Here is a 24,624-nt window from a genome sequence, read left to right as displayed (position 1 = left end):
GCCCCGCGACGGCTTAGCCTATCGCTCATGGTTTCCGACGCCGACGACTCCGCCGCCCTCCTCGCCGCCACGCAGAAGGAGGTGCTCGGCTGGCTCGAGTTCGGTGATGCAGCACGGCACTTGGCCGACGACGTGGTGGCATCGGCCTACCGCCCGGAGCTGGTCGTCGCCATCGCCCGCGGCGGACTCCTGCTCGCGGGCGCCGTGGCGTATGCGCTCGGGATCAAGAGTTGCGGGGCGCTGAACGTCGAGTTCTACACCGGTGTCGAGGCGCGTTTGACGGAGCCCGTGGTGCTGCCGCCGGTGCTGGATGAGGCGTCGGTGCACGGCAAGCGCATCCTCCTGGTTGACGACGTCTCCGACTCCGGCCACACCCTTGCCCTCTCGGTGAAGCTCATTCGTGCGATGGGCGCCGAGGTGCGCACCGTCACCCTATACACGAAGCCGCGCACGGTTCTCGAGCCCGACTTCTTCTGGCGCCGCACCCCGCGCTGGATCGTCTTCCCCTGGTCGGCTCTGCCTCCGGTGGACGGAGCCTTTGCCGAGGACGACGAGTGAGCGTCCACCTGATCGGCGGCGGAGGCGGCGCCGAGCACGACCAGCAGTTGTACGGAGCGTTCCTGGCGGAGGCGCGCGCGCACGCGGTCGATGCCGGTCGCATCGAGGGCCCGCGCATCGCCATCGTCGTCGTCCACGACGGCCTCGGCCCGGAGGCCTACTCGGGGTACGCGGCGCTGCTCGCGACGGTCGGTCCGCTCGACCCGTTCGCCGTCATGAAGCTCGAGGGCGACCGGATCGACCCCTCGGTCCTCGACGATGTCGACGGGATTTTCATCGGCGCAGGGCTCACCCCCGCCTACCGCGATGCGCTCGAAGACTGCTTCCCGCGCCTGCGCGATCTCGTCTCCTCTGGAGTGCCCTATGCCGGCTGCTCGGCGGGAGCGGCGGTCGCGGCGGACCGTGCGATCGTCGGCGGGCACCGGATCGGCGCAGTCGCGGTGGCCCCGGAGGCGGCGGCGGAGGAACTCGACGAGGTGACCGTGCTCGAGGGCATCGGCTTGATCGACGTCTCGGTCGACGTGCACGCCGCGCAGTGGGGCACCCTCGGGCGCCTGGTTGCCGCTGTCGAGGCGGGCCTGGTCGACGGTGGCGTCGCGCTCGATGAGTCCACTGTGCTGATCGTGGGCACCGGCACACTGCGGGTGGGCGGCGCAGGATCGGTGTGGCGCGTGACCGGGAGCGACGCCGGAGTCGTCGTCGCGACGCTTGCGGCGGGCTGACTCGATGGACCTGAAGGAACTCGCCGCCGCGGGACTGATCGACGAGGGCTGGGCCGACGCGCTCGCCCCCGTCGCCGGGAAGATCGCCGCGATGGGTGACATCCTCCGCGCCGAGGTCGCGGCCGGCCGGCCCTATCTCCCCGCGGGTAGGGACGTCCTCCGCGCCTTCGCCGCGCCGCTCGCCGACGTGCGCGTCCTGATCGTCGGGCAGGACCCGTATCCCACGCCGGGGCATCCGATCGGCCTCTCCTTCGCCGTCGAGCGCCATGTGCGCCCGCTGCCGAGAAGCCTGCAGAACATCTACCGCGAGCTACGCGACGACCTCGGCGTCACACCGCCTCCGCACGGCGACCTCAGCGGCTGGACCTCGAGCGGAGTGATGCTGCTCAACCGCGTGCTCACCGTCGCTCCCGGAGCTCCCGCCTCGCATCGCGGCAAGGGCTGGGAGGCGGTCACCGAACACGCCATCCGCACCCTCGCCGCGCGGGAGACGCCGCTCGTCGCGATCCTCTGGGGTCGCGACGCTGCGTCGCTGCGACCGATCCTGGGAGAGGCCGGGGTGATCGAGAGCGCGCATCCAAGCCCGCTGTCGGCGTCGCGCGGCTTTTTCGGTTCGCGGCCCTTCAGTCGTGCGAACGCGTTGCTCGTGGAGCGCGGCGCGGAGCCTGTCGAGTGGGGCGCTCTCACATGAGCCGCTCGGCCGCGACGGGGCCGCTACGCTGGCTCGGATCACTGGGCGGAGCCGAAGGGGACACGGATGCTTGAGGAAGAGTACGAGCGCAGGCGCGTCTTGCCGCCGCACCTGCGGAAGGCGCCCCCGCCCGAGCCGGGCTTCTCGTTCGAGATCCGCGAGGCACGGGACGCCGACCTGCCAGACATCCGCGAGATCTACAACCACTACGTCCGCAATACGGTGGTCACTTTCGACGAGGACGACTCGACGCTGAAGGAGTGGCGCACCAAGTTCGCGCGCAATCACAAGCTCGGGTTGCCCTTCATCGTCGCCGTCTCGCCGTCGGGTCAGATCCTCGGCTACGCGATGGTCTCACCGTGGTCGTCCAAGCGCGCCTACCGCTTCACTGTCGAGAACTCGATCTACCTGCGCGCGGCATCGACGGGCAAGGGTCTCGGCAGGGCGCTGATGACCGAGCTGCTCGAGCGGGCCAAGGCGGTCGGCATTCGGCAGATCATGGCCGTCATCGCCGACAAGGGGGCGGAGGCGTCGCTCGCAATGCACGCACAGTTCGGTTTCGTCGAGGTCGGCCGGATGGGTCGAGTCGGCTTCAAGTTCGAGCGCTGGCTCAGCACGGTGCTGCTGCAGAAAACGCTCAAGTAGGGCAGACCCCGCCCCTGCGAATGCGCCTCATCGACAGGTGGCGGGCACCGCGCGCTCCCTACACTGGAGCGCATGGAATGGCTCGTCCCGCTCATCGTCGTCGTCGCGCTCGTCGTCATCCTCGGGGTCTACCTCTGGGCGACGTACAACTCGCTGGTCACCCTCAACGTCCGAGTAGACGAGGCGTGGAGCGACATCACCGTCCAGCTGAAGCGGCGCGCCGACCTCATCCCCAACGTGATCGACTCGGTGAAGGGCTACGCCACGCACGAGCGGCAGGTCTTCGAGTCGGTGACACAGGCGCGCGCCGAGACGCTCCAGGCGCAGGGTCCGGCGGAGGCCTCGGTAGCCGAGGACCACATGCAGAGCGCGCTGAAGTCGATCTTTGCGGTCGCGGAGGCGTACCCGCAGCTCCAGGCGAGCCAGAACTTCCTCCAGCTGCAGGGCGAGCTCGTCGACACCGAGGACAAGATCCAGTCGGCCCGTCGCTTCTACAACGGCGGAGTGCGCGAGATGAACACCAAGGTGAAGGTGTTCCCGAACACCCTCTTCTCGCGTCGGCTCGGCTTCTCGGAGCGCGAATTCTTCGAGGTCGGCGATCTCGCCGCGATCTCGGAGCCCCCGCGCGTTCAGTTCTAGGCGCGTCTCGTGTACCGCGCCATCGCCCGCAACAAGCGCAACACCGTCCTGATCCTTGTCCTGTTCTTGGCGATCATCGGTGGCCTTGGCGCCCTTGCCTCCGCGGTCTACCGCAGCGCGGCGGTCGTGGTGGTGGTGCTCGTCGTCGCCGCCGCTTACGCGCTGTTCCAGTACTTCTTCGCCGCCGGTCAGGCGGTCGCCTTGAGCGGGGGCGTGAGCGTCGAGAAGGCGGACGAGCCGCGGCTGTACCGCATCGTCGAGAACCTCTCGATCGCGACCGGCACACCGATGCCGAAGGTCTACCTGATCGACGACCCTGCGCCCAACGCCTTCGCGACCGGTCGTGATCCGGAGCACGCCGTGGTCGCTGCAACGACCGGTCTCCTCGCGATCATGGACGACGCCGAGCTGGAGGGCGTGATGGCGCATGAACTCGGTCACGTCCGCAACTACGACATCCGCGTCTCGATGATCGTCTTCGGGCTCGTCGTGGCGGTCGGCTTCCTCTCGGACGCGTTCCTGCGTCTCGCGTTCGTCGGTCGCGGCGGCACCAACAACGGCGGAGGCAACCCGGCGCTCCTGATCGTCGGACTGGTGTCGATGGTCCTCGCGCCGATCGTTGCGACGGCGGTGCAGCTCTCCATCTCGCGTCAGCGCGAATACCTCGCCGATGCGACCAGTGCTCTGACCACCCGCCATCCCGATGCTCTCGCCCGCGCCCTGCTCAAGCTAGAGTCCGCGGGGCGGCCGATGCAGCGCCAGAACAGCTCGATGGCCCACCTCTGGATCGCCGATCCGTCGAAGCCGGGCGTCGTCGCACGCCTCTTCGCGACCCACCCGCCGATCGCGGACCGCGTCGCCCGCCTCTCCGAGATGGGCTCGCGCTTCTAGGAGGTGCCTCCTCCCACGATCTAGGACCCGGACCGGACCTCGCCCGCCCAGCTCACACCGATCGTGCCCGCGATGACCGGGCTGGGCAGCTTGAGAAACGCCGGGACGTGTGCAGGGAGTGCTCGCACTCCCTGGAATCACAAGAAGTACGCCAGCGCCGTGCCCATCGGTGTCAGGTGGATGTACCCGACGACGTTCACGAGCGTGAGGCCGGCGTCCGGCAGCGGCTCGAACACAGCGCTCAGCGCCGCCAGCGGCAGCCCTCCCGCCAGCAGCTGTCACGACGTCGTCACCAGCGGCGGATACTCCGAGCCCCACCGCTTCCACCTCCACAGCCCTGCAACGGCGCCCGACACGGCGGCCAGGACGAGCACCGGGTCCTCGACGACTACCTCAAGCAGACCGCGTCATCGGGAAAAACCTCCGCCGCGCTGGTCCGGGAGTGCGCGCGGCGACGGAGGATCTGTCCAACGGCGCCAGGGTCGCCGGACGCGGCGCGGCCCCAGGCGGAATCCTCGGGACTGAGTGCCGTCTGTTCTGGGCGGGCCGGACGCCGACTACGGGTGGTCGATCGCGTGAGGGCAGAGTTTAGCGAAGCTCAGAGGACGATCTCGCCCGCGGGGCGGGTCTTTAAAGACGTTGAGCGAGCCGATGGTGTTCTGGCGCAACCGCCCACTTTCAGTGGTCGGGGTAAAGGTCGAGGCGGCGCGCGACGACCTCGGCAGCGACGTCGCGAAGGGTTCGGGAGTGGCTGTAGGCGTATGCGCGCAGGATGAGGAGCGCATCGTCGGGGGTGGTTCCTGTCTGACTCAGGACCATGCCGGTCGCCTGGTGTACCTCACGGCGTGAAAGCGACGCGTCCCGTTCCGCTATGCCGGACTGCGTCTCGGCGAGAGCGCGGAAAGTCACTGTACGTCCCACCAGCGTCACGATGCTCTGCGCCATTTTCACTGCTGCGTCATCAGCAGGTTCCGCCTCAAGGGCGAAGAGCGTGACGGCGCCGATGTGCAGCGGCCCGAAGGCCAGGGGTAACGCGAGCACCGAGCACACGCCGGCACGACCGAACGAGGACGCGAGGAAGGGCCACTCGGGCTCCCTCCCACTATCGGCGACAGAGGCGCGGACCGGCCTGCGGGTGTGGAAAGCGTCCCACGCCGGTCCTTCGCCGAGGTCGAGCTGCGCCTCGTCCAGTGACGCGGCGCGGACACTGCTCGACGCGAGCGTTTCCACATCGAACGGGGCGCCGAGAGAGGACGCGGCGGCCTCCTCGAAGGGAAGCACCGTGACCAGCGAGGCCAACAGCACCGCGAGATCCTCGGTGTCGTTCACTGCAGCCGCGTCATCGGCGCGGGGCGTACGCAGGGCCGGTCATCGGCGCGGGGCGTACGCAGGGCCGGTCATCGGAACGGCGGCGTATCAGGCCCACCGCCTGGACGTGAGTGCGAAGCCGGTCGTCGGAGTCGAACGAGCGTTGGTCGTCGTGCAGAACGCCCATCCCAGGACCTCTCGTCTCAGCGGACTTGCCGGGGTCACGGGCGGAAGTGACCCAGTGTGGCAGATGAATGGTCCCTGCCCCCGAAATCAGGTGAAACCGGTGGCCTCAGCGCCCCTGACGTCGCCGCTGATCACCGAGGGACGATCAGGAGCGGAGCCGTGAATGTGATACTGACCCGGCCGGATCCACTGAGCACCTCAGCCGTACCGGAGAGAGCGGACGCTGAGAGCGTCCTTGTCCTTTGACCGGGGAAGGCGCGAAGCATTCCGCCGCGGGCCGCATGGAGCAGCGGTACCCGGTCGATCGACGACTCCGACACGGTCACGTTCCACGTCGCGGCGGACGACGGCGGCTGGACGAGCGGAGAGGCGTTCGGTTGAACAGCGGCTGGGGATGGAGGAGTCGAGCCAGTGCACCGCAGAGCGCTAGGACGCCCTCCCCCTCAGCGCGACGGCGAGGGCGGCGGCGAGGTCGCCCCGCCCGACGACCTCGACGGCGTCGAGCTCCTGCCAGGCGGCGGCCTCGGCGAGGAGCACGGCGAGCCGCTCGGCAGTGTCGGCCGGCGCCCCCGGCTCCCGCCACGCCGCCTGCACGAGCAGGACCCGACGCCGCCGATCGCTCTTGAGGTCGACTCGGGCGGCGATCACGTCGTCGAGCAGGACCGGGAGGACGTAATAGCCGTGCACGCGCTGCTCGGCGGGCGTGTAGATCTCGATCCGGTAGCGGAACCCGAAGAACAGCTCGGCGCGCGGACGATGCCAGACGACGGGGTCGAACGGCGAGAGCAGCGCGTCCGCCCGGAGCGAGCGGGGGCGGCGGGCGTCGACGTGCCGCCACAGCGGGATCGGGCGTCCGCCGCGTTCCCAGCCGCGAACCTCGACGCGCTCCAGTTCGCCCGCTTCGACCAGCTCGTCGACCGCGACGCGGGTGGGTGCCCGGAGCAACCGGTGGTAGTCGGCCAGGTCGCCGAGGGTCGCGATGCCGTGCGCCCGGGCGGCCCGCCGCACGAGTTCACGGACGGCGTCCGGGAGGGCGACCTCGGCCTCCAGCACCTCGCGCGGAAGGAGCTGCGAGGCCAGGCCGTAGGAGCGCTCGAAGCGCGTCCGCCCGGCCGTCACCACCTCGCCCCAGCGGAACAGGACCTCGAGGCCCCGCTTGATGTCGGACCACCCCCACCAGGGTCCGGTGCGGACGTTGGCCTCGTGCTCGATCTCGGAGGCGCGCAGCGGGCCATCGACGAGTGCCGCCCGCAGCCAGTCGAGGGTCGCACGGTTCTCGGCGGCCCAGCCCTCGTGCTCGGGGAGGCGGACCCGGCGGTAGTGCTGCATCCGCCAGCGGTAGAGCGGGAAGTCTTCGCGGCGGACGAGGGCCGCCTCGTGCGCCCAGTATTCAAGGTACTGACCAGCGGGTGAGAAAGCGGCCGCATCGAGGAGGGAGCGGTCGTAGGAGCCCAGGCGCGCGAACAGAGGCAGATAGTGGCTCCGCTCGAAAACGGTGACCGAGTCGAGCTGCAGCGGGCGGATGCGGTCGACGGCGGCGTGGATTTGCCGCACACCCACTCGCAGGGGCCGGGGTGCGCCGAAGCCTTGCGCGACCAGGGCGATCCGGCGCGCGAGCGCGGGCGGGAGCTGCTCGGTCATGGTCTGCCTACGCTAGCGAATGCCTCCGACATCGTTGTCACCGATTCGGTGCCGGGCGTTCGCCCGGCATTCACCGGCGCGCACCCTCGTCGTCTCACGCCGCGCCTATCGTGCCCGAGGCCGTCCCATCGGGCTGGCCCAGCCGACTCTGGAGGACCCTTGACCATTCAGCGACTCTCGCGCACTGCCGCCGTCACCGCGGCCGGCACCGCGCTCATCCTTGCGCTCTCCGCCTGCTCCGGTGGCGCGACCGCCTCCACGGGAGGCTCCCGCGAGGCCGCCGCGTCCGCCACCTCCGCCGCGGACCTGGGTGGACTCGACTCCCTGGTCGCGGCCGCGAAGGCCGAGGGGCAGCTCAGCGTCATCGCCCTGTCCGACACCTGGGCGAACTACGGCGAGCTGATCAGCGGCTTTGAAAACAAGTACGGCATCACCGTGAATTCCGCCTCCCCTGACGACTCCTCGGCCGAGGAGATCAGCACGGCGAAGAACCTCGCCGGTCAGGACACCGCTCCCGACGTGTTCGACCTGGGACCGGCCGTCGCGCTGGCCAACACGGACATGTTCGCGCCGTACAAGGTCGAATCGTGGAACGACATCCCGGAGAAGAACAAGGAGCAGTCGGGCCTCTGGGTCAACGACTACACCGGGCTGATGTCGATCGGCTACGACGCGGGGGCCGTGCCCGCACCGAACTCGCTCGAGGATCTCCTCGGCTCCGACTACCGCGGCTCCGTTGCGATCAACGGTGACCCGACCCAGGCCGGCGCCGCCGCCGCAGCGGTGCAGCTCGCGGCCCTCCAATCCGGCGGGTCCGCCGACGACGTCCAGCCGGGGATCGACTTCTTCCACAAGCTCAACGACGCCGGGAACTTCCTGCCGCTGGACCCGACCGACGCCACGATCGCCTCCGGGGAGACCCCGGTGGTCTTCGACTGGAGCTACAACAATCTTGCCGCGGGGACGGCGAACGCGGGTAGCCGCGACTGGAACACGACCGTTCTTCCGGGCGCGGCCGTCGGCAGCTACTACAGCCAGGCGATCAACGCGGATGCCCCGCACCCCGCGGCGGCCCGGCTCTGGCAGGAGTACCTCTACTCCGACGCGGCGCAGAACCTCTACCTCGCTGCCGGCGCCTACCCGGTGCGCCTGGCCGCGATGACCGAGGCCGGCACGCTCGACCAGGGCGCGCTCGCCGCTGTCGGCGCTGCTCCCTCCGACCTGATCCAGTTCACGGTGGAGCAGACCAAGGCCGCCTCGTCGCTCCTGGCCGAGAAGTGGGCTGCGGCGATCCAGTGACGAGCGCTCGTGCCGACGTCCCCGCAGCGCCGATCATCCGGGGACGGCGCAGCGCCCCGGCCGTGCTGGGTGTCGCCCCCTTCGCGCTCTACGTCCTGCTGTTCCTCGCCGTGCCCACCGTCCTCGTGGTGACGACCGGATTCACGGATGGCGAGGGCCGCTTCACGCTCACGAACCTCCAGGCGCTCGGCGATCCCGTCGTGCTCTCCGCCTTCGGAGCGTCGCTCGGGCTCTCGGCGGGCACCGCCGTGGTGGGCGCGGTAGTGGGCGCCGTCGTCTGCCTGGCGCTGCTGGGTGCGGATCCGCGCGGCCCGCTGCGCACCGTAGTCGATGCGGCGGCGAGCGTGCTCGCGCAGTTCGGCGGCGTAATGCTGGCGTTCGCGTTCATCGCGACCATCGGCGCGCAGGGGCTGGTGACCACCCTGCTCGCGGGAGCCGGCGTTGACCTGTACGCCGACGGCATGTGGCTCTATCAGCTCCCCGGGCTCATGCTGCCCTACCTCTACTTCCAGGTCCCGCTGATGGTGCTCACGTTCCTTCCCGCGCTCGAGGGGTTGCGCCCCGAGTGGGCCGAGGCGAACGCCGTGCTCGGCGGCGGCCGGCTCGGCTACTGGCTCCACATCGCGGGTCCGGTGCTGGCCCCCTCGTTCCTCGGCTGCGTGCTGCTGCTGTTCGCCAACGCGTTCTCGTCTTTCGCCACGGCGGCGGCGCTGATCAGCCAGGGCGCGCAGATCGTGCCGCTGCAGATCCGCGCGTCGCTGGTCAGCGAGACGGTGCTGGGCCGGGAGAACCTCGCCGGCGCGCTCGCGCTCGGGATGCTCGCGGTGATGGTCCTGCTGATGTCCGGGTACGCGCTGCTGCAGCGCCGGGCCCGGAGGTGGCAGCGGTGAGGCCGTCGCGGCTCCTCGCGCGGACGGTGCTCGCTGTCACCGGGCTCGTCTTCGCGGCTCCGCTCGTCGCGATGGCCGAGTTCACCCTGCGCGGCCCGGGCGGCTATGACCTCTCGCACTGGACGGCGATCCTCGATCCCGGGCACGAGCGGGCGTACCGCTCCCTCTTCCAGGGGATCGGCGACTCGCTGATCCTCGCCGTCGTCACCGCCGTGATCGTCCTCGTGCTGCTGGTGCCGACGATGCTGCTCGTCGAGCTCCGGCTCCCGCGCCTGCGCCGTGCCCTGGAGCTGGTGTGCCTGCTGCCGCTGACGGTGCCCGCGATCGTGCTGGTCGTCGGGCTGGCGCCGGTCTACTCCGTCGTCACTCGGCTCGCCGGTTCTGCGCCCTGGACGCTTGCGCTGGCCTACGGCGTGCTCGTCCTGCCTTACGCCTACCGGGCCGTGGCGGCCGATCTCGCCGGACTCGACGCTGTGACGCTCTCGGAGGCCGCGCGCTCGCTCGGCGCGGGCCGCTCGCCGTGCTCGGGCGGGTGCTCCTGCCCAACCTGCGCCGCGGACTGGTCGCCGCCGCACTGATCACGGTCGCGGTAGTCCTCGGCGAATACACGATCGCCTCGCTGCTCAGCCGCACGACCCTGCAGACCGCACTGGTACAGGTCTCGAAGTCGGACGCCTACGCCGCCGTGATCTTCTCGCTGCTCTCCCTCCTCTTCGCCTTCGCTCTCCTGCTCGGAATCGGTCGCCTCGCGCGAATTGGTCTGCCGGTGAGTGCGGCGCGCTCCTCGAAAGGCTCCTCGTGACCGCTCCCACCCTGCCCGGCGCCCGCGTGCGCTTCGTCGACGTGAAGCGGCACTACGGCTCAGCCCGCGCTCTGGACGGCGTCTCGTTCGATGTGGCACCGGGGGAGTTCATCGCCCTGCTCGGCCCGTCCGGCTGCGGCAAGACGACGGCGCTGCGGGCCCTCAGCGGTCTCGAGCGGATCGACGCGGGCCGCATCCTCGTCGACGAGGTGGACGTCGCGCACGTCCCTGCGGCCAAGCGCGACCTGGGCATGGTCTTCCAGTCGTACTCGCTCTTCCCACACCTGCGGGCGTGCGAGAACGTCGAGTTCGGGCTGCGCACCCGCGGAGTGGCCGCACGGGAGCGGCGCGCAGCCGCGCAGGAGGCGCTGGACGTCGTCGGCCTCGGCGGGCTCGGCGAGCGCTACGCGCACGAGCTCTCCGGCGGACAGCAGCAGCGCGTGGCGCTCGCACGCGCCCTGGTCACCCGGCCCCGGGTGCTGCTGCTCGACGAGCCACTGTCGGCGCTGGATGCGAAGGTTCGGGTGCAGCTGCGGGACGAGATCAAGCGGCTCCAGTCCGAGATCGGGATCACCACCTTCTTCGTCACCCACGATCAGGAGGAGGCTCTCGCCGTCGCCGATCGGGTCGCGGTAATGAGCGCGGGCCGCATTGAGCAGCTGGGTGCTCCCGAAGACCTCTATGCGCGTCCGGCAACGGCGTTCGTCGCCCATTTCGTCGGCCTCTCGAACGTCGTCGCAGGCGTGGTCGCCGAGGGAGCGGTTACCGCGCTGGGCACCCGCCTGCCGCTGGTCGACAGGGCCGCCGCGAACGGCGCGGTCTCGGTCTTCCTCCGCCCCGAGGATCTCGAGATCGTCGCCGAGGGCGCCCCGGACGCGCTGGTCGGCGCGGTCCTCGCCTCGAGCTTCCTCGGGCCGGTTCGCCGCTCGAGAGTGTTGCTGTCCACGGGCGAGGAGGTGGTCGTCCAGCATCCGTCAGGGCAGCGGCTCGAACCGGGGCAGCGTGTCGGCGTGCTGCTCGCGCGCCGGCCGGTCGCGGTCCGCGCTCACCGAGACCAGATGCCGTCGGCCGTCACCGGATGAGCACGCGGCGGGGATACCGCGCGGGGAATGCACCGGGGCCTAGTCTGGGCAGATGAGACTCGGCAGGTCCCGCCGCACTTCCGGCCCGCGCGCCGTCGCGCCTGTCGCGCCTGTCGCGGCCAGCCGGCCGGCCCCGGTCCCCGACTCCGCCTTCGTCAGCGATGGGATGCGCGTCGCCGGTGCCTGGGCGTGGCGCGTCCTGGTCGTGGTCGCGGCGCTCGCGGTGCTCGCGCTGCTGGTGATCGAGCTCCGGCTGATCGTCATTCCGCTGCTGGTCGCCATTGTGATCGCGGCGCTCCTGATCCCGTTCTCCAGCTTCCTCCAGCGCCATAGCTGGCCCAAATGGGTGGCCGTCGTGGTCGCGGAGCTCGGGATCGTGCTCGTGATCGGCGGGCTGCTCTTCCTCGTCGTCACCCAGGTCTCTTCCGGCTTCGACGACCTCAGTCGGCAGACGGTGCAGTCCTACGACGACTTCACGGCCTTCCTCCTGGAGTCGCCCCTCCACCTCACCGAGACCGACATCAACGGGTACGCGCAGCAGGCCCTGACCGCTCTCCAGCAGGACTCGGGGATGTTGGTCAGCGGGGCGCTCAGCGTCGGCTCCACCGTCGGTCACCTGCTGACCGGGGTCCTGCTCACGCTGTTCTCGACCCTGTTCATCCTGATCGACGGCCCGAACATCTGGAGCTGGGTGGTTCGCCTCTTCCCGTATCGTGCTCGCGGAGCCGTCGATGGTGCGGGGCGTGCCGGCTGGGTGACTCTCACCAACTTCGTGAAGGTCCAGATCCTGGTCGCGTTCGTCGATGCGGTCGGCATCGGCCTGGGAGCCTTCTTCCTCGGCGTCCCGCTCGCGATCCCGATCGGCGTGCTCGTCTTCCTCGGCTCCTTCGTACCCGTGATCGGTGCTGTGGTGACCGGGGCGCTCGCCGTGTTCATCGCGCTGGTCTACAACGGCCCGCTGATCGCCCTCATCCTGCTGATTGTCGTGCTCGGCGTGCAGCAGCTCGAGGGCCACATCCTGCAGCCGCTGATCATGGGCTCGGCGGTCAAGGTCCATCCGCTGGCCGTCGTGCTCGCCGTGGCCGGAGGATCGATCGTCGCCGGAATCGCGGGCGCGTTCTTCGCTGTGCCCTTCGTGGCCACGCTCAACGTCATGGTCAACTACGTCGCGAGCGGAGCCTGGCGCTCGCCCACCCGAACCCCCGAGAGAGTTGCCGCAGAGCATGCAGACTAGCCACGTCGTCGGACCCGCGCTGCACGAGTATGAAGCGGCCCGCACAGTCCTCGCGCCCGTTATCGCCGCCACTCCGATGGAGACGAGCACATTCCTCGCGCAGGTCCTCGGCTCGCCCGTGTTCCTGAAGTGCGAGAACCTCCAGCGCACCGGCTCGTACAAGATCCGCGGAGCGGTGTTCCGGATGTCGCGACTCACGGCGGAGGAACGCGCCCGCGGCGTCGTTGCGGCGTCGGCCGGTAACCACGCCCAGGGGGTCGCCTTCGCGGCGAGGGAGCTGGGGATCAAGGCCACGATCTTCATGCCGATCGGCGTCGCGCTGCCCAAGCTTGCGGCCACCCGCGACTACGGAGCAGACGTCGTGCTGAGCGGTCACATCTTCAACGAGGCACTCGCGGCGGCTGCCGAGTTCGCCGAGCGCACCGGCGCCGTGTTCGTTCCGCCGTACGATCACCCGGACGTCATCACCGGGCAGGGTACGGTCGGCCTCGAGATCCTCGAGCAGGCACCTTCTGTGGAGACGATCGTGGTGCCGATCGGCGGCGGCGGCCTGATCGCCGGAGTCGCGTCGGCCGCCAAGCAGAAGGCGGCTCGGGCGGGGCGCACCCTCCGCGTGATCGGCGTTCAGGCCGCCAACGCGGCTCCGTATCCGCTCTCACTCGCGAGCGGAGAGCCGACCGCGATCACGATCTCTCCGACCATCGCCGACGGCATCGCGGTGGCAAAGCCGGGCCAGCTGAACTTCGCGATCATCCGCGAGACGGTGGACGAGATCATCACCGTCGAGGACGACGACATCGCCCGGGCGCTGTTGGTGTTGCTGGAGCGGGCGAAGCTCGTGGTGGAGCCTGCCGGTGCCGTGGGCATCGCGGCGATCCTGACGGGGAAGATCCGCGACGCAGGGGCGACCGCGGTGATCCTCTCCGGCGGGAACATTGATCCGCTGATGATGGAGCGGGTGATCAGCCGGGGCTTGGCCGCCTCGGAGCGTTACCTCAAGATGAGCATCGGCCTGCCGGACCGACCAGGCCAGCTGTCGCGCATCGCGGGACTCATCTCGGAGGCGAACGCCAATGTGGTCGAGGTATTGCACACCCGACACGGCCGTGGCCTGCAGATCAGCGAGGTCGAGATCGAGATCAGCGTCGAGACCCGCGGCCCTGAGCACGCCGACCGCGTCATCCAGGTCCTCACCGACGCCGGCTACTCGCCCCGCATCTCCCGCAACTGACCCCCGCGCGAGCTCCTGTCGCGGCGCTCCGCCGGTCCGACCGCGCTCCCACCGAGGCGCGCGAACCGCCGCCGCCCGTCCTGTAGGCGCGCGAAGCGCCGCCACCCGTCGTGTTCGTGGGTGGGCTGATCGTGCGTCGCGGTGTTCTCCGCAAGGCGGAGGAGGAAGCGATACCGGCGGTATCGCGCCCGACGACAACGCCGCGGAGGACGCCGCCGCCCGTCGTGTTCGTGGGTGGGCTGATCGTGCGTCGCGGTGTTCTCCGCAAGGCGGAGGAGGAAGCGATACCGGCGGTATCGCGCCCGACGACAACGCCGCGGAGGACGCCGCGACGCACGATCAGTGGCCCGACCAGGTTTCGACGTTGGCGACGCGGACCTCGATCTCCCGCCCGTTCGGTGCCGTGAAGCGCGTCGTGTCGCCGACTTTCAGGCCCATGATCGCCGCGCCGAGGGGGCTCTGCGGGCTGTAGATGTCGAGGTCGCTCTCGCCCGCCATCTCGCGGTTGCCGAGGAGGAAGCGGGACTCGTCTCCTGCGATGTCGGCGGTGATGATAGTGCCGGCCTCGACCACTCCGTGGCTCTCGGGGGGCGTGCCGATCTCGGCTTCGCGCAGGAGCGAGGTCAGCTGGCGGATGCGAGCCTCGATCTTGCCCTGCTCGTCCTTCGCGGCGTGGTAGCCGCCGTTCTCCTTCAGGTCGCCCTCCTCGCGGGCGACCTCGATGCGCTTGGCGATCTCCTCGCGTCCGGCGGTGGACAGCTCGGTGAGTTCCGCCTCGAGGCGGTCGTACGACTCCTGGGTCATCCAGGTCACCTGTGACTGGTCCGTCATGGTGGGCTCCTGCTCTGAGGGCCGCGCTCGCAGCGTCCGGCAGCACTGTGCGGAGGTATCCGCGTCCGGCGGTCGGGACGGCCGGCGTCAGGCGGCGGTGGGAATGGCGACGCCCCGACGAGTCCGTCAGGGCCTCAGTCAAGCCTAAGGGAGCCAGCAGGAGGAGATCAAACCTGTGTTCGCGAGCTCGGTGGTGCGCACGGTTTCGGTGTGCGAGTGGAAGCGTTCGGTCGAGGCGGGGTACTTCACCACCAGCCAGCCGACGACTGCGGACTGCTCGTTGAGAGCCTGGACGGCGCAGGCGACCTCGCGGCCGGCGGGCGCGGTGAGGTCGAAGGAGACGCTCACGGTGCGGTCGTCGACGACCTGGTGCGCGGTGTCCTGCACGTCCACTCCACCGCGGGCGCCGTCGAGCCCTGCCCAGATCACCCAGGCCGCGAAGACGGCGACGAAGGTCAGCGCGACGCCGCCGAAGAGCCAGCGGTTGTTGCGGCGGGTGCTGCTCGTGCGGCCGTAGCGGGTGGCGAGGGGCCCGGCGGCGCGGACCGCGTCCGGATCGAGTGCCGGCGCGGCAGTGCCCTCGACGTTTTCGGAGGTGCGGGTGGCCACTGAACTCCCTGGATGATGCGTCTACTCTGGACGGACGGCGCGCGTCCACTCTGGTACACGAGCGCCGATCCCATTAAACCCCGAGGAATCGAGCGATCGTGTCCCAGGCCGATGAGGTCTCCGTCGATTCGGAGGCGCAGGACACTCCGCGCCTCCTCGCCGTGCACGCCCACCCGGATGATGAGTCGAGTAAGGGTGCCGCGACTCTGGCGGCTTATGCCGAGCGGGGCGCCGAGGTCATGGTGGTCTCCTGCACCGGGGGCGAGGCCGGTTCGGTACTGAACGAGGGTCTCGAGGCCCGTGCTCACGCCGAGCGCGACATCGGAGGCCTCCGCCGCCACGAGATGGCCGCCGCTCGTGATGCTCTGGGTGTCCAGCACACCTGGCTCGGCTTCGTTGACTCGGGGATGCCTGAGGACGGGAAGGTGGACGGCGCCTCCTTCGCGGGCCGGCCGCTGGCGACCGCGGCCGCGCCGCTCGTGCGCCTGGTCCGCCGGTTCCGCCCGCACGTCATCATCAGTTACGACGAGAACGGCGGCTACCCGCATCCCGACCACATCCGGGCACATCAGGTCGCGGTCGAGGCGTACCGCGCAGCCGGCCTCGCCGAGCAGTACCGCGGCACGGGCGCTCCCTGGTCGGTGTTGAAGCTCTATTACGACCGCGTCTTCAGCGGCCAGAAGCTACGGGCGATCGCCGAGCACCTGCGCTCGATCGACCCAGAGGACCCGCGCTTGTCGGTCTTGGATGAGATGAAGCGCTGGAACGAGGACACCCCGTATCTCGCGACCACACGGGTCGTGATCTCCGGCTTCCACGACCGTCGCGACGCGGCCTTGCTCGCCCACGCCAGCCAGGTCGCTCCGGACAACGTCTTCTTCTTCCTTCCGCACGAGGCGATCGACGCCGCCTGGCCGACCGACGACTTCCAGCTCGTCGACAGCCGCGTCGACGCGCCCACCCCCGAGACCGACCTCTTCGCCGGTCTCGGTCTGGCGGAACTCGCCCCGGGTCCGACCGCCGTCGTCCCGCCGATCGCCCCCGACTCCGAGGTTTCGCACGACGCCCCGGTGACTCCGGAACCCGACGGATCCGGCATCGCCGTCGTCGACGAGGTGTGCGCGTGATCGCCGCGCTGCTCGAGAGCGCCCAGCGCGCCGTCGTTCTAGCCGCCCCCTCGAGCCCGGTGCCGACCCCGGGTCCGGATTTCAACGAGGACACGGTCACCCCCGGCCTCTTCGGCTTCGTCACGATGCTCGTTATCGCCCTCGCCGCGGTCCTGCTCGCGCTCGATATGGTGCGCCGTGTACGGCGCACCACCTACACCGCGCAGGTGAAGGAGCGGCTCGACGCCGAGGAGGCGGAGCGCAGCGACGGCTGAGCCCGTCTAAGCGTTGTAGGCCGGATGCAGCGTGACGATCAACGCCGCCGTCCAGTGGCAGAGGAACGCCACGGCCGTGAGCGCGTGGAAGATCTCGTGGAAGCCGAAGACGCCCGGCACAGGATTGGGTTTCTTGATGCCGTAGATCACGGCACCCGCGGAGTAGCAGAGCCCGCCGACGAGGACGAGCACCATCATCGCCGCGCTGGCCTCGAACAGTGGTCCCAGGTACATCACGGCCGCCCAACCCAGCAGCAGGTACAGCGGCACGTACAGCCAGCGCGGGGCGCCGATCCAGAAGACACGGAAGCCGATCCCGAGCAGCGCGCCCGCCCAGACCAGGACCAGGAGCAGCGTGCCCTGCGCGGGCGGTAGGGCGAGCACGGCGAGCGGCGTATACGTGCCGGCGATCAGCAGGAAGATGTTCGCGTGGTCGATCCGCTTCAGGATCATCTTCGTCCGCGGCGTCCAGTCGAAGCGGTGGTACAGAGCGGAGTTGCCGAAGAGCAGGAGTGACGTGGTCGCGAACACCGCGGCCGCCCCTGTCGCGGCGGTTCCGTCCGCAAGGACGACCAACACCACTCCGGCGACGGCCGCGAGCGGGAAGATCCCGGCATGGATCCAGCCGCGCCACGTCGGGCGTACCTCGGCTGCGGGGCCCTGCTCGATCGCATCCTCGACCAGGGGGAGCGCAGACAGGTCCGCTGCGTCGGCGGCGTGTGCGGAGGGATCGGACGGGGGAGGCGTCGGCCGCGAGCTCATGGCGGACAGACTACGACGCGATCCCGGTATGACACCGAGCGCCCACCGTCATCGAGGACCGCTCCGGGTCGGCTACCGTGTCACTGTGCCGAACCCGAGACTGCCTGTAGGGAGGGACCTTCTCTACGGCGTCTACAAGAAGCGACTGCGCTCGAGTCTTCCCCCCGACTCTTTGCCGAACCACGTCGCGATGATCATCGACGGTAATCGGCGCTGGGCGCGGCAGCGGGCCCTCGAGACGGCGGCGCACGGCCACCGGGCGGGCGCCGCGAAGGTGCACGAGTTCCTGCAGTGGTGCGATGAGCTCGGCGTGCGGCACGTCACCCTGTACCTGCTCTCGCAGGACAATCTCGTCGGCCGGGACAGCAGCGAGCTGACCGAGCTGATTGCGATCATCGCCGACCTCGCCGAGGAGGTCTCGCAGCAGCCGGATTGGCGCGTGCAGCACGTCGGCTCCGACGAGGGCCTGCCCGCCTCGCTCGTCACCGCCCTCGACACGGCCGAAGCCCGCACTGCCTCGCACACCGGCCTGCATGTGAACCTCGCGGTCGGCTACGGCGGCCGGCACGAGATCGCGCAGGCCGTGCGCAGCATCCTGGAGGAGCACGGCAAGCGCGGCTCCTCGATCGAGGACGTCGCGGGCCTGCTGACTCCGGAGCTGATCGGCGAGCACCTCTACACGAGTGGGCAGCCCGACCCCGACCTGGTCATCCGGACCTCGGGGGAGCAGCGGCTCTCGGACTTCATGCTCTGGCAGAGCGCGCACAGCGAGTTCTACTTCATGGAGGCGTTGGGTCCAGACATCCGCGAGGTCGATTTCCTCCGTGCGCTCCGCGACTACGCCGGGCGCCACCGCCGCTTCGGTAGCTGATCTCGCGGCTCCTGCCGCACCACCGACCGGAAGGGCAGGCAGGAGTTCGAACGGGCCACCCGCCTCACCACGACCGAGGACTACCTCGCCGGATTCGGCGAGGAGACCGGCTACCTCGACTTCGGCCGCGTGGGCCCACTCTCGGCGACGTTGCGCTCGTGGCGGAGCGGGTCAGCGCGATCGTGGATCTGGCCGACGAGTTCGGGCTGGCGGTCGTGGGTTCCCGCGACGAGCACGAGCGTGCGGGCATCGTCGTCGTCGAGCCGGAGCCGTGTGAAGCATTCCCTGTCGGACCGCGAGAGCGCTGGTCCGCAGCTGCATTACCCGAGCGGGACTGCTCATCTGGTCAGATCAGTAGTGGCCGCGGCACTGCGCTATCTCGAGGTCCCCGGCGTCAGAAACCCGGTACACGAGTCGGTCGGCCAAGGTGATGCGGCGTGAATACCAGCCCTCGAGCTCATACTTGAGCGGCTCAGGATCGCCCAGGCCCTCGTAGAAAGATCCGCGCCGAATCTCCTTGATAAAGCCGTTGAGCTTCTTGAGGTCCTTCTTACGCTGAGGTTCGAGCCACTCCTGGTACTCCTCCCACGCATCTGCGGACCAGATGATCCTCAACGAGTATCGTGTTCGCGACCCTCGCCGCCGTTGAGTTCGTCGATGCTGCGCAACAGACGCTCGCGGTTGCCGCTGGAGAGCAGAAACTGCGTGGTGTCCTGACCGGGCGCCGGCCCTCGGCGAACGACGCGCCCGCGTCCGCTCACTAGAAGAGCGACCTGCCCGAGCACTCCGGGACGGCTGCGGTCGGAGCCGTGACGGTGGGTGATGGTGGTCATGCGATGCTCCTTCCGAAAGCGGCTGTAGCCCGAAGGACTACGGGCGTGGTCGGGTTAGGCCGCGATTGTATCGGCTCAGGTGTGGGGATGGCACAAAGTGCACCAGACTCGCGGACCCGAAGCCAGCGCGTTGCACTCTCACTCTCAGATTCCGCTCCACGCAAGAATTCACCCTCGAGCCGATGCTACTGTGCGGCTGTCTCTCGCGTCAGTCACTTCGGGCGCCTGTTAGGTCGTCGAACGGATCTGCGCTCCACGCGGGAACACTCGCGGGCACTCCGGAGGCCCTTCGCCGTTCGATGGTCTCGAGGGCGCGCTTCGCGTACCGGGCACAGTTGTACGTCGACAGCGCCGCGGTCCACGCCCACCCAGTGCAGTCCCGCGCGCCTGAGCGCAGTGCGTTCGTCGTCGTGGACGAGCTGCTTGCGGTCGCGGGTGATGATGCCGTCGAAGTCCTCCTGTGCGAGGCGTGCTAGGAGATCGACGTCGGACGCCCCGCGGGTGTGCGAGTCCTGGGCGATCAGGCCGGATTCCGCACGTTCACACACTGGTTACACATTCGTCGCGGTGGGAAACACACGGATGTCATTCGCCGGGTTAGGTTCAAGTCATCAGGTACAGCGCCTGGTCGAGACGGCCGCAGACGTAGGGCTCGACATCGCGCAGACGCCGAAGGGATACTGCGCGGTGAACGTCAGACACCGAAGAGGCCGGCTCGAGGACATGAGCCGGGGGCTCGGCCCCCGGAGTGTGGAGAGTCGTCGTGACAGTTCCCCAGGGCATGAATCCGCAGACCGGCGCGCAGGGGAGTCTCCACCGCCACGCGCAGAACGGCTCCGCGGAGCCGACCGATCAGCTCCAGCGCACGTACGTCCTGGACACCTCGGTCCTGCTGTCGGACCCCTCCTCGATGTTCCGGTTCGCCGAGCATGCGGTGGTGCTGCCGATCGTCGTCATCAGCGAACTCGAGGGCAAGCGCAACGACCCCGAGATCGGCTACTTCGCGCGGCAGGCTCTGCGCCACCTCGACGAGCTGCGGGTGCAGCACGAGCGGCTCGACTTTCCGATCGCGGTCGGCCGGGGTGGCACACTCCGGGTTGAGCTGAACCACTCGAACATGTCGGTTCTGCCGAGCGGGCTGCAGATGGGCGACAACGATGCGCGGATCCTCGCCGTCGCCCTCAACCTGCAGAGTGAGGGCGCCGCGGTCACCGTCGTGTCCAAGGACATGCCGATGCGCGTGAAAGCTGCGTCCATCGGTCTCGCCGCTGAGGAGTACCTCGCCGAGCAGGCCCCCGAGTCCGGCTGGACCGGCATGGACGACGTGACGCTCGGCGGCGACGCGATGAGCGAGCTGTACGACCGCGAGCGCCTGTTCACCGACGTCGTGGCCGACATCCCGGTCAATACCGGACTCGTCGTCCACTCCGACCGCGGCTCCGCCCTCGCCCGGGTCACCGGGAAGCGGCAGATCACGCTAGTACGCGGCGATAAGGACGTGTTCGGCCTGCACGGGCGCTCGGCGGAGCAGCGGCTCGCGATCGACCTGCTCCTGGATCAGGAGGTGGGGATCGTCTCGCTCGGCGGCCGAGCCGGCACCGGCAAGTCGGCGCTCGCGCTCTGCGCGGGGCTGGAGGCCGTGCTTGAGAAGCGCCAGCATAAGAAAATCATGGTCTTCCGGCCGCTCTACGCGGTGGGCGGTCAGGATCTTGGCTTCTTGCCCGGCGACGCTGCCGAGAAGATGAATCCCTGGGCGCAGGCGGTTTTCGACACACTCGGCGCGCTGGTCTCGCAGAACGTGCTCGATGAGGTGATCGAGCGGGGCATGCTCGAGGTGCTGCCGCTCACCCACATTCGCGGACGCTCGCTGCATGATGCGTTCGTGATCGTGGATGAGGCGCAGTCGCTGGAGCGCAACGTTCTGCTCACGGTGCTCTCGCGCGTCGGCCAGAATTCCCGGGTGGTGCTGACTCACGACGTGGCGCAGCGCGACAACCTTCGGGTCGGGCGGCACGACGGAGTCGCCTCCGTGATCGAGACGCTGAAGGGGCACCCGCTGTTCGCGCACGTCACGCTGACCCGCTCGGAGCGCTCGGCGATCGCGGCGCTGGTCACCGAGATGCTGGAGTCGCACGAACTCGCCTGAGCGGGCTTTCGGCTCGTCGGGGAGCTTCCGGCTCGGAGGATCCGCTGGTTCCTGCGAGCCGGAGGCGGTTCCGCGAGCCGCAGGCGCGGGGCGTAGCGTGGGGCGGGTGAGCATCCTCGACGACGCGCTCCTCGAGCGCTTCCGCGGCCGTGCGGCCGACTACGACGAGCGCAACGCGTTCTGCTACGAGGATCTGGAGGAGTTGCGCGCGATCGGCTACCTCGCGCTGCTCGTTCCCGAGGACCTCGGCGGTGTGGGCGTCGGCTTAGAACAAGCGGCCGCTGAGCAGACGCGCCTCGCGACCGCGGCCCCGGCGACGGCGCTCGCCGTTAACATGCACCTGGTCTGGACCGGGATCGCACGCCTCCTGCTCGACCGCGGCGACGACTCCCTCCGCTCGGTGCTCGTCGAGGCTGCGGCGGGTCACGTCTTCGCCTTCGGCAACAGCGAGGCGGGAAACGATCTGGTGCTCTCGGACTCGCTGACCCGTGCGGAGCCGGTCGGCGACGGCGGCTACCGCTTCACCGGCACGAAGGTCTTCACGTCCCTCGCGCCCGTGTGGACGCGGCTCGGTGTCTTCGGGCGCGACGACAGCGGCCCCCAACCATGCCTCGTGCATGGCTTCGTCGACCGGGAGACCCCGGAGACGCCCGTCGCCGGACTCGAGGTTCACGACGACTGGGACACGCTGGGCATGCGCGCGACACAGAGTCGCACGACAGTGCTCGACGGAGTCGTTGTCCCGGCCGAGCGGATGATCCGCTCGCTGCCCGTCGGACCGAGCGCCGACCCCTTCGTCTTCGCGGTCTTCGCGGCGTTCGAGCTGCTGATCTCCTCGGTCTATCTCGGTGTCGCGCAGCGGGCGCTCGACGTGGCCGTCGTCTCGGTGCAGCGCCGGACTTCCCTCCGCTCGGGCGGGCGGCCACTCGCCGAGGACCCCGATGTGCGCCACCGGGTCGCCGCGGTCGGGATGCTGCTCGACGGACTCCAAGCCCCGCTGCGCTCAGCGGCGGCGGACGTGGACGCGCTCGTCGACCGGGGTGCGCGCTGGTTCCCCTCGCTCGTGGGCGTGAAGATCCGCACCACGGAGGGGGCGCTGCGCGTGGTCGAGAGTGCCGTGCGGATCGCGGGCGGTTCGGCCTACGCGCGCCGGTCGGAACTCGGCCGCCTCTCTCGCGACGTGCTGGCGGGGCAGTTCCACCCCTCCGACGACTCGTCGGCGCACGGCGCCTGGGCCTCGCTCCTGCTCGGACCGCTGCCTCCGACAAGCTGACCACGCGGCGGCGGGCGCCAGGGCGAGCAATCCGGCCGATTCCCTCCCTAGGGCCATCGCCGGCGGGCCCTGTGGAGAACGGTGACGAGCGGATGGCAGTGCGTTCTAGTCTCGGCGGATGATCCGCGGACCCCTGCTCGACCGCGCGGCCGTCCTGCTCGGCGCCGCCCTGCTGCTCGTGATCGCGGCACCGCGCCTCGGGGAGGTGCCCGGCCTCGTCCCGGTGGCGCTCGTGAGCGTGCCGCTGGTGCTGGCGGACGTGCGCGGGAGGCGTCTCCCGAACGCGATCACTCTGCCGTTGTTGGCCACGGAAGCCGCGCTCGCGCCGACGCCGGAGACGCTCATTGCCCTCCTCGCGACGGCACTGGGCCTCGGCGCCCTGCACGCGGGGGGAGGGCTCGGCCTCGGTGACGTGAAGCTCGGAGCGGCGCTCGCGCCTCCGCTCGCCGCCCTCGGACCTCACCGGGTCGCCGCAGCACCGGCCCTCGCCTTCGTGCTGGCCGGAGTGTGGGTGCTCGCATTACGAGGCCGCGGACACGTCGCGTTCGGCCCGTTCCAGCTCGCGGCGTTCTGGCTGATGCTCTGATGGCCCGTCCCGCCGGGAGCGCAGGGACGGGCCATCAGGGGGCCGGGCTCAGCCGGGGTGCGTCATCGACATGACGTCGAGGGCGCTGTCGAGCTGCTCCTGCGTCACCTCGCCGCGCTCGATGAAGCCGAGGTCGACGACCGACTCGCGGACCGTGATGCCCTTGGCGACTGAGTTCTTCGCGACCTTGGCCGCGGCCTCGTAGCCGATCACCTTGTTCAGCGGAGTGACGATCGAGGGCGAGGACTCGGCGAGGGCCCGCGCGTGCTCGACGTCGGCCTCGAGGCCGTCGACGGTCTTGTCGGCGAGCACAACTGCCGAGTTCGAGAGCAGTCGGATCGACTCCAGCAGCGCCGTGCCCATCACCGGGATCGCCACGTTCAGTTCGAAGGCACCCGACGCGCCGGCCCAGGCGATCGTGGCGTCGTTGCCGATCACGCGCGCGCACACCATGAGGACCGCCTCCGGGATCACCGGATTCACCTTGCCGGGCATGATCGAGGAGCCGGGCTGCAGATCAGGGATCCGCAGCTCGCCGAGCCCGGTGTTCGGTCCGGAGCCCATCCAGCGCAGATCGTTGTTGATCTTCGTCAGACTCACCGCGAGCACCCGCAGCGCGCCGGAGGCCTCGACCAGCGAGTCGCGCGCCCCCTGGGCCTCGAAGTGGTTGCGGGCCTCGGTGACGGGCAGCCCCGTCTCCTCCGCGAGACGCGCGATGACCTTCTGCGGGAAACCGGCGGGGGTGTTGATCCCGGTGCCGACCGCGGTGCCGCCGAGCGGAACTTCGGCGACGCGGGGGAGCGCCGACTGCACACGCTCGATACCGAGGCGGATCTGCGCAGCGTAGCCACCGAACTCCTGCCCGAGCGTCACCGGGGTGGCGTCCATCAGGTGCGTGCGACCGGCCTTGACGACCTCGGCCCACTGCTCCGCCTTGACCTCGAGCGACTCGGCGAGCTGCTCGAGCGAGGGGATCAGCGATTCGATCAGCGCGCCGGTGACGGCGACGTGCACGGAGGTGGGGAAGACGTCGTTGGAGGACTGCGAGGCGTTGACGTGGTCGTTCGGATGCACGGTGCGGCCGAGAGCCGTGGTCGCGAGCGAGCTGAGGACCTCGTTCATGTTCATGTTCGAGGAGGTGCCCGAGCCGGTCTGGTAGACGTCGATCGGGAAGTGCGCCTCGTAGCCGCCGCCGACGACGAGGTCGGCCGCGTCCGCGATGGCAGTCGCGACGTCGGAGTCGAGGACGCCCAGCTCGGCGTTCGCGAGCGCCGCGGCCTTCTTGATGCGGGCGAGGGCCGCGATCTGCGCCGGCTCGAGGCCCGCACCCGAGATCGGGAAGTTCTCGACCGCCCGCTGGGTCTGCGCGGCGTAGAGGGCGTCGCGCGGGACCCGCACCTCGCCCATCGTGTCGTGCTCGATCCGGAAGTCGCCGGAGTCGTCGGTCGGGGAGTGATCCACCACGCTGTGTTCGTCCTTATCTGGTCGGTTGCTGCTGTGCTGTCCGGAGCCG

The 24,624-nt window shown here is 69.7% G+C and carries 27 protein-coding genes; 19 read left to right on the top strand and 8 right to left on the bottom strand.

The window, feature by feature from the left end; all coding sequences use genetic code 11:
* Positions 1-27: 27 nt before the first annotated feature.
* From C1O28_RS08855 to C1O28_RS08830, 6 genes are all read left to right on the top strand, one after another.
* The gene (locus C1O28_RS08855) at positions 28-558 is read left to right on the top strand and encodes a phosphoribosyltransferase (protein ID WP_097165564.1); all 531 of its coding nucleotides are present in this window, start codon (positions 28-30) and stop codon (positions 556-558) included.
* Positions 555-1,280: a type 1 glutamine amidotransferase family protein gene (locus C1O28_RS08850; RefSeq protein ID WP_097165565.1), complete on the top strand. Its 726-nt coding sequence runs from the start codon at positions 555-557 to the stop codon at positions 1,278-1,280. The genes C1O28_RS08855 and C1O28_RS08850 overlap by 4 nt, the downstream gene beginning before the upstream one ends.
* Before the next feature lie 4 nt (positions 1,281-1,284).
* Entirely contained in the window at positions 1,285-1,971 is a 687-nt protein-coding gene (locus C1O28_RS08845; RefSeq protein WP_097165566.1) for a uracil-DNA glycosylase, read from the top strand.
* A gap of 66 nt (positions 1,972-2,037) precedes the next feature.
* Entirely contained in the window at positions 2,038-2,616 is a 579-nt protein-coding gene (locus C1O28_RS08840) for a GNAT family N-acetyltransferase (RefSeq protein ID WP_097165567.1), read from the top strand.
* 72 nt (positions 2,617-2,688) lie between these two features.
* Entirely contained in the window at positions 2,689-3,255 is a 567-nt protein-coding gene (locus tag C1O28_RS08835; RefSeq protein ID WP_097165568.1) for a LemA family protein, read from the top strand.
* Positions 3,256-3,264: 9 nt separating this feature from the next.
* The gene (locus tag C1O28_RS08830; protein ID WP_097165569.1) at positions 3,265-4,146 is read left to right on the top strand and encodes a M48 family metallopeptidase; all 882 of its coding nucleotides are present in this window, start codon (positions 3,265-3,267) and stop codon (positions 4,144-4,146) included.
* 678 nt (positions 4,147-4,824) lie between these two features.
* Here C1O28_RS08830 and C1O28_RS08825 read toward each other — a convergent pair.
* Complete coding sequence (locus tag C1O28_RS08825; protein ID WP_097165570.1) at positions 4,825-5,475, bottom strand: GAF and ANTAR domain-containing protein; 651 nt, start codon at positions 5,473-5,475, stop codon at positions 4,825-4,827.
* Between the two features lie 591 nt (positions 5,476-6,066).
* Entirely contained in the window at positions 6,067-7,281 is a 1,215-nt protein-coding gene (locus C1O28_RS08820) for a winged helix-turn-helix domain-containing protein (protein WP_097165571.1), read from the bottom strand.
* Between the two features lie 159 nt (positions 7,282-7,440).
* On the opposite strand from C1O28_RS08820, the gene C1O28_RS08815 reads away from it, so the two are divergent.
* Genes C1O28_RS08815 through ilvA form a run of 7 tightly spaced genes read left to right on the top strand, consistent with a single transcriptional unit; the run spans position 7,441 to position 13,819 of the window.
* Positions 7,441-8,580, top strand: coding sequence for an ABC transporter substrate-binding protein (locus C1O28_RS08815; protein ID WP_181024571.1), 1,140 nt, complete (start codon positions 7,441-7,443; stop codon positions 8,578-8,580).
* Positions 8,577-9,470: an ABC transporter permease gene (locus C1O28_RS08810; protein ID WP_243392004.1), complete on the top strand. Its 894-nt coding sequence runs from the start codon at positions 8,577-8,579 to the stop codon at positions 9,468-9,470. Before C1O28_RS08815 ends, C1O28_RS08810 begins: the two co-directional genes overlap by 4 nt.
* Positions 9,467-10,048 carry an ABC transporter permease gene (locus C1O28_RS08805; RefSeq protein ID WP_244210515.1) on the top strand — a complete coding sequence of 194 codons (582 nt, stop codon included), beginning with the start codon at positions 9,467-9,469 and terminating at the stop codon, positions 10,046-10,048. The genes C1O28_RS08810 and C1O28_RS08805 overlap by 4 nt, the downstream gene beginning before the upstream one ends.
* Positions 10,003-10,272, top strand: a complete 270-nt coding sequence (locus C1O28_RS15655) for a hypothetical protein (RefSeq protein WP_244210514.1) — start codon at positions 10,003-10,005, stop codon at positions 10,270-10,272. The genes C1O28_RS08805 and C1O28_RS15655 overlap by 46 nt, the downstream gene beginning before the upstream one ends.
* Positions 10,269-11,354 carry an ABC transporter ATP-binding protein gene (locus C1O28_RS08800; protein ID WP_097165572.1) on the top strand — a complete coding sequence of 362 codons (1,086 nt, stop codon included), beginning with the start codon at positions 10,269-10,271 and terminating at the stop codon, positions 11,352-11,354. Before C1O28_RS15655 ends, C1O28_RS08800 begins: the two co-directional genes overlap by 4 nt.
* 52 nt (positions 11,355-11,406) lie before the next feature.
* Positions 11,407-12,588 (top strand): AI-2E family transporter, encoded by a 1,182-nt coding sequence (locus C1O28_RS08795; protein WP_097165573.1) that lies wholly within the window; start codon positions 11,407-11,409, stop codon positions 12,586-12,588.
* Positions 12,578-13,819 carry a threonine ammonia-lyase gene (gene ilvA, locus C1O28_RS08790; RefSeq protein WP_097165574.1) on the top strand — a complete coding sequence of 414 codons (1,242 nt, stop codon included), beginning with the start codon at positions 12,578-12,580 and terminating at the stop codon, positions 13,817-13,819. The genes C1O28_RS08795 and ilvA overlap by 11 nt, the downstream gene beginning before the upstream one ends.
* Before the next feature lie 339 nt (positions 13,820-14,158).
* Here the strand turns inward: ilvA and greA are convergent, their stop codons facing one another.
* Together greA and C1O28_RS08780 are read right to left on the bottom strand one after the other, a co-directional pair.
* Positions 14,159-14,650: a transcription elongation factor GreA gene (gene greA, locus C1O28_RS08785; protein ID WP_097165575.1), complete on the bottom strand. Its 492-nt coding sequence runs from the start codon at positions 14,648-14,650 to the stop codon at positions 14,159-14,161.
* 144 nt (positions 14,651-14,794) lie between these two features.
* Positions 14,795-15,259: a DUF4307 domain-containing protein gene (locus C1O28_RS08780; RefSeq protein ID WP_097165576.1), complete on the bottom strand. Its 465-nt coding sequence runs from the start codon at positions 15,257-15,259 to the stop codon at positions 14,795-14,797.
* 98 nt (positions 15,260-15,357) lie between these two features.
* On the opposite strand from C1O28_RS08780, the gene mca reads away from it, so the two are divergent.
* Positions 15,358-16,386, top strand: a complete 1,029-nt coding sequence (gene mca / locus C1O28_RS08775; protein WP_097165577.1) for a mycothiol conjugate amidase Mca — start codon at positions 15,358-15,360, stop codon at positions 16,384-16,386.
* The gene (locus tag C1O28_RS08770; protein ID WP_097165695.1) at positions 16,383-16,640 is read left to right on the top strand and encodes a hypothetical protein; all 258 of its coding nucleotides are present in this window, start codon (positions 16,383-16,385) and stop codon (positions 16,638-16,640) included. Before mca ends, C1O28_RS08770 begins: the two co-directional genes overlap by 4 nt.
* Before the next feature lie 6 nt (positions 16,641-16,646).
* On the opposite strand, the gene trhA is transcribed toward C1O28_RS08770, so the two are convergent.
* A complete protein-coding gene (trhA, locus tag C1O28_RS08765) occupies positions 16,647-17,402 on the bottom strand; it encodes a PAQR family membrane homeostasis protein TrhA (protein ID WP_097165578.1) in 756 nt (251 codons plus the stop codon).
* 85 nt (positions 17,403-17,487) lie between these two features.
* On the opposite strand from trhA, the gene C1O28_RS08760 reads away from it, so the two are divergent.
* The gene (locus tag C1O28_RS08760; protein ID WP_276328077.1) at positions 17,488-18,273 is read left to right on the top strand and encodes an isoprenyl transferase; all 786 of its coding nucleotides are present in this window, start codon (positions 17,488-17,490) and stop codon (positions 18,271-18,273) included.
* Positions 18,274-18,624: 351 nt separating this feature from the next.
* On the opposite strand, the gene C1O28_RS08755 is transcribed toward C1O28_RS08760, so the two are convergent.
* Entirely contained in the window at positions 18,625-18,888 is a 264-nt protein-coding gene (locus C1O28_RS08755) for a Txe/YoeB family addiction module toxin (RefSeq protein WP_097165581.1), read from the bottom strand.
* A complete protein-coding gene (locus tag C1O28_RS08750; RefSeq protein WP_097165582.1) occupies positions 18,885-19,106 on the bottom strand; it encodes a hypothetical protein in 222 nt (73 codons plus the stop codon). The genes C1O28_RS08755 and C1O28_RS08750 overlap by 4 nt, the downstream gene beginning before the upstream one ends.
* Before the next feature lie 781 nt (positions 19,107-19,887).
* On the opposite strand from C1O28_RS08750, the gene C1O28_RS08745 reads away from it, so the two are divergent.
* The 3 genes from C1O28_RS08745 to C1O28_RS08735 all read left to right on the top strand — a co-directional run bounded on the left by C1O28_RS08745 (position 19,888) and on the right by C1O28_RS08735 (position 23,111).
* Positions 19,888-21,252: a PhoH family protein gene (locus tag C1O28_RS08745; RefSeq protein WP_097165583.1), complete on the top strand. Its 1,365-nt coding sequence runs from the start codon at positions 19,888-19,890 to the stop codon at positions 21,250-21,252.
* A 97-nt stretch (positions 21,253-21,349) separates the two neighbouring features.
* Positions 21,350-22,525, top strand: coding sequence for an acyl-CoA dehydrogenase family protein (locus tag C1O28_RS08740; RefSeq protein WP_097165584.1), 1,176 nt, complete (start codon positions 21,350-21,352; stop codon positions 22,523-22,525).
* Between the two features lie 118 nt (positions 22,526-22,643).
* The gene (locus C1O28_RS08735) at positions 22,644-23,111 is read left to right on the top strand and encodes a prepilin peptidase (protein ID WP_097165585.1); all 468 of its coding nucleotides are present in this window, start codon (positions 22,644-22,646) and stop codon (positions 23,109-23,111) included.
* A gap of 48 nt (positions 23,112-23,159) precedes the next feature.
* Here C1O28_RS08735 and C1O28_RS08730 read toward each other — a convergent pair whose 3' ends face one another.
* A complete protein-coding gene (locus tag C1O28_RS08730) occupies positions 23,160-24,575 on the bottom strand; it encodes a class II fumarate hydratase (protein ID WP_104318550.1) in 1,416 nt (471 codons plus the stop codon).
* Positions 24,576-24,624: the final 49 nt, after the last annotated feature.

Source organism: Rathayibacter rathayi, assembly GCF_004011095.1.
GTDB classification, from domain to species: Bacteria; Actinomycetota; Actinomycetes; order Actinomycetales; family Microbacteriaceae; genus Rathayibacter; species Rathayibacter rathayi.
This window is presented reverse-complemented; position numbering and strand designations above follow the sequence as displayed.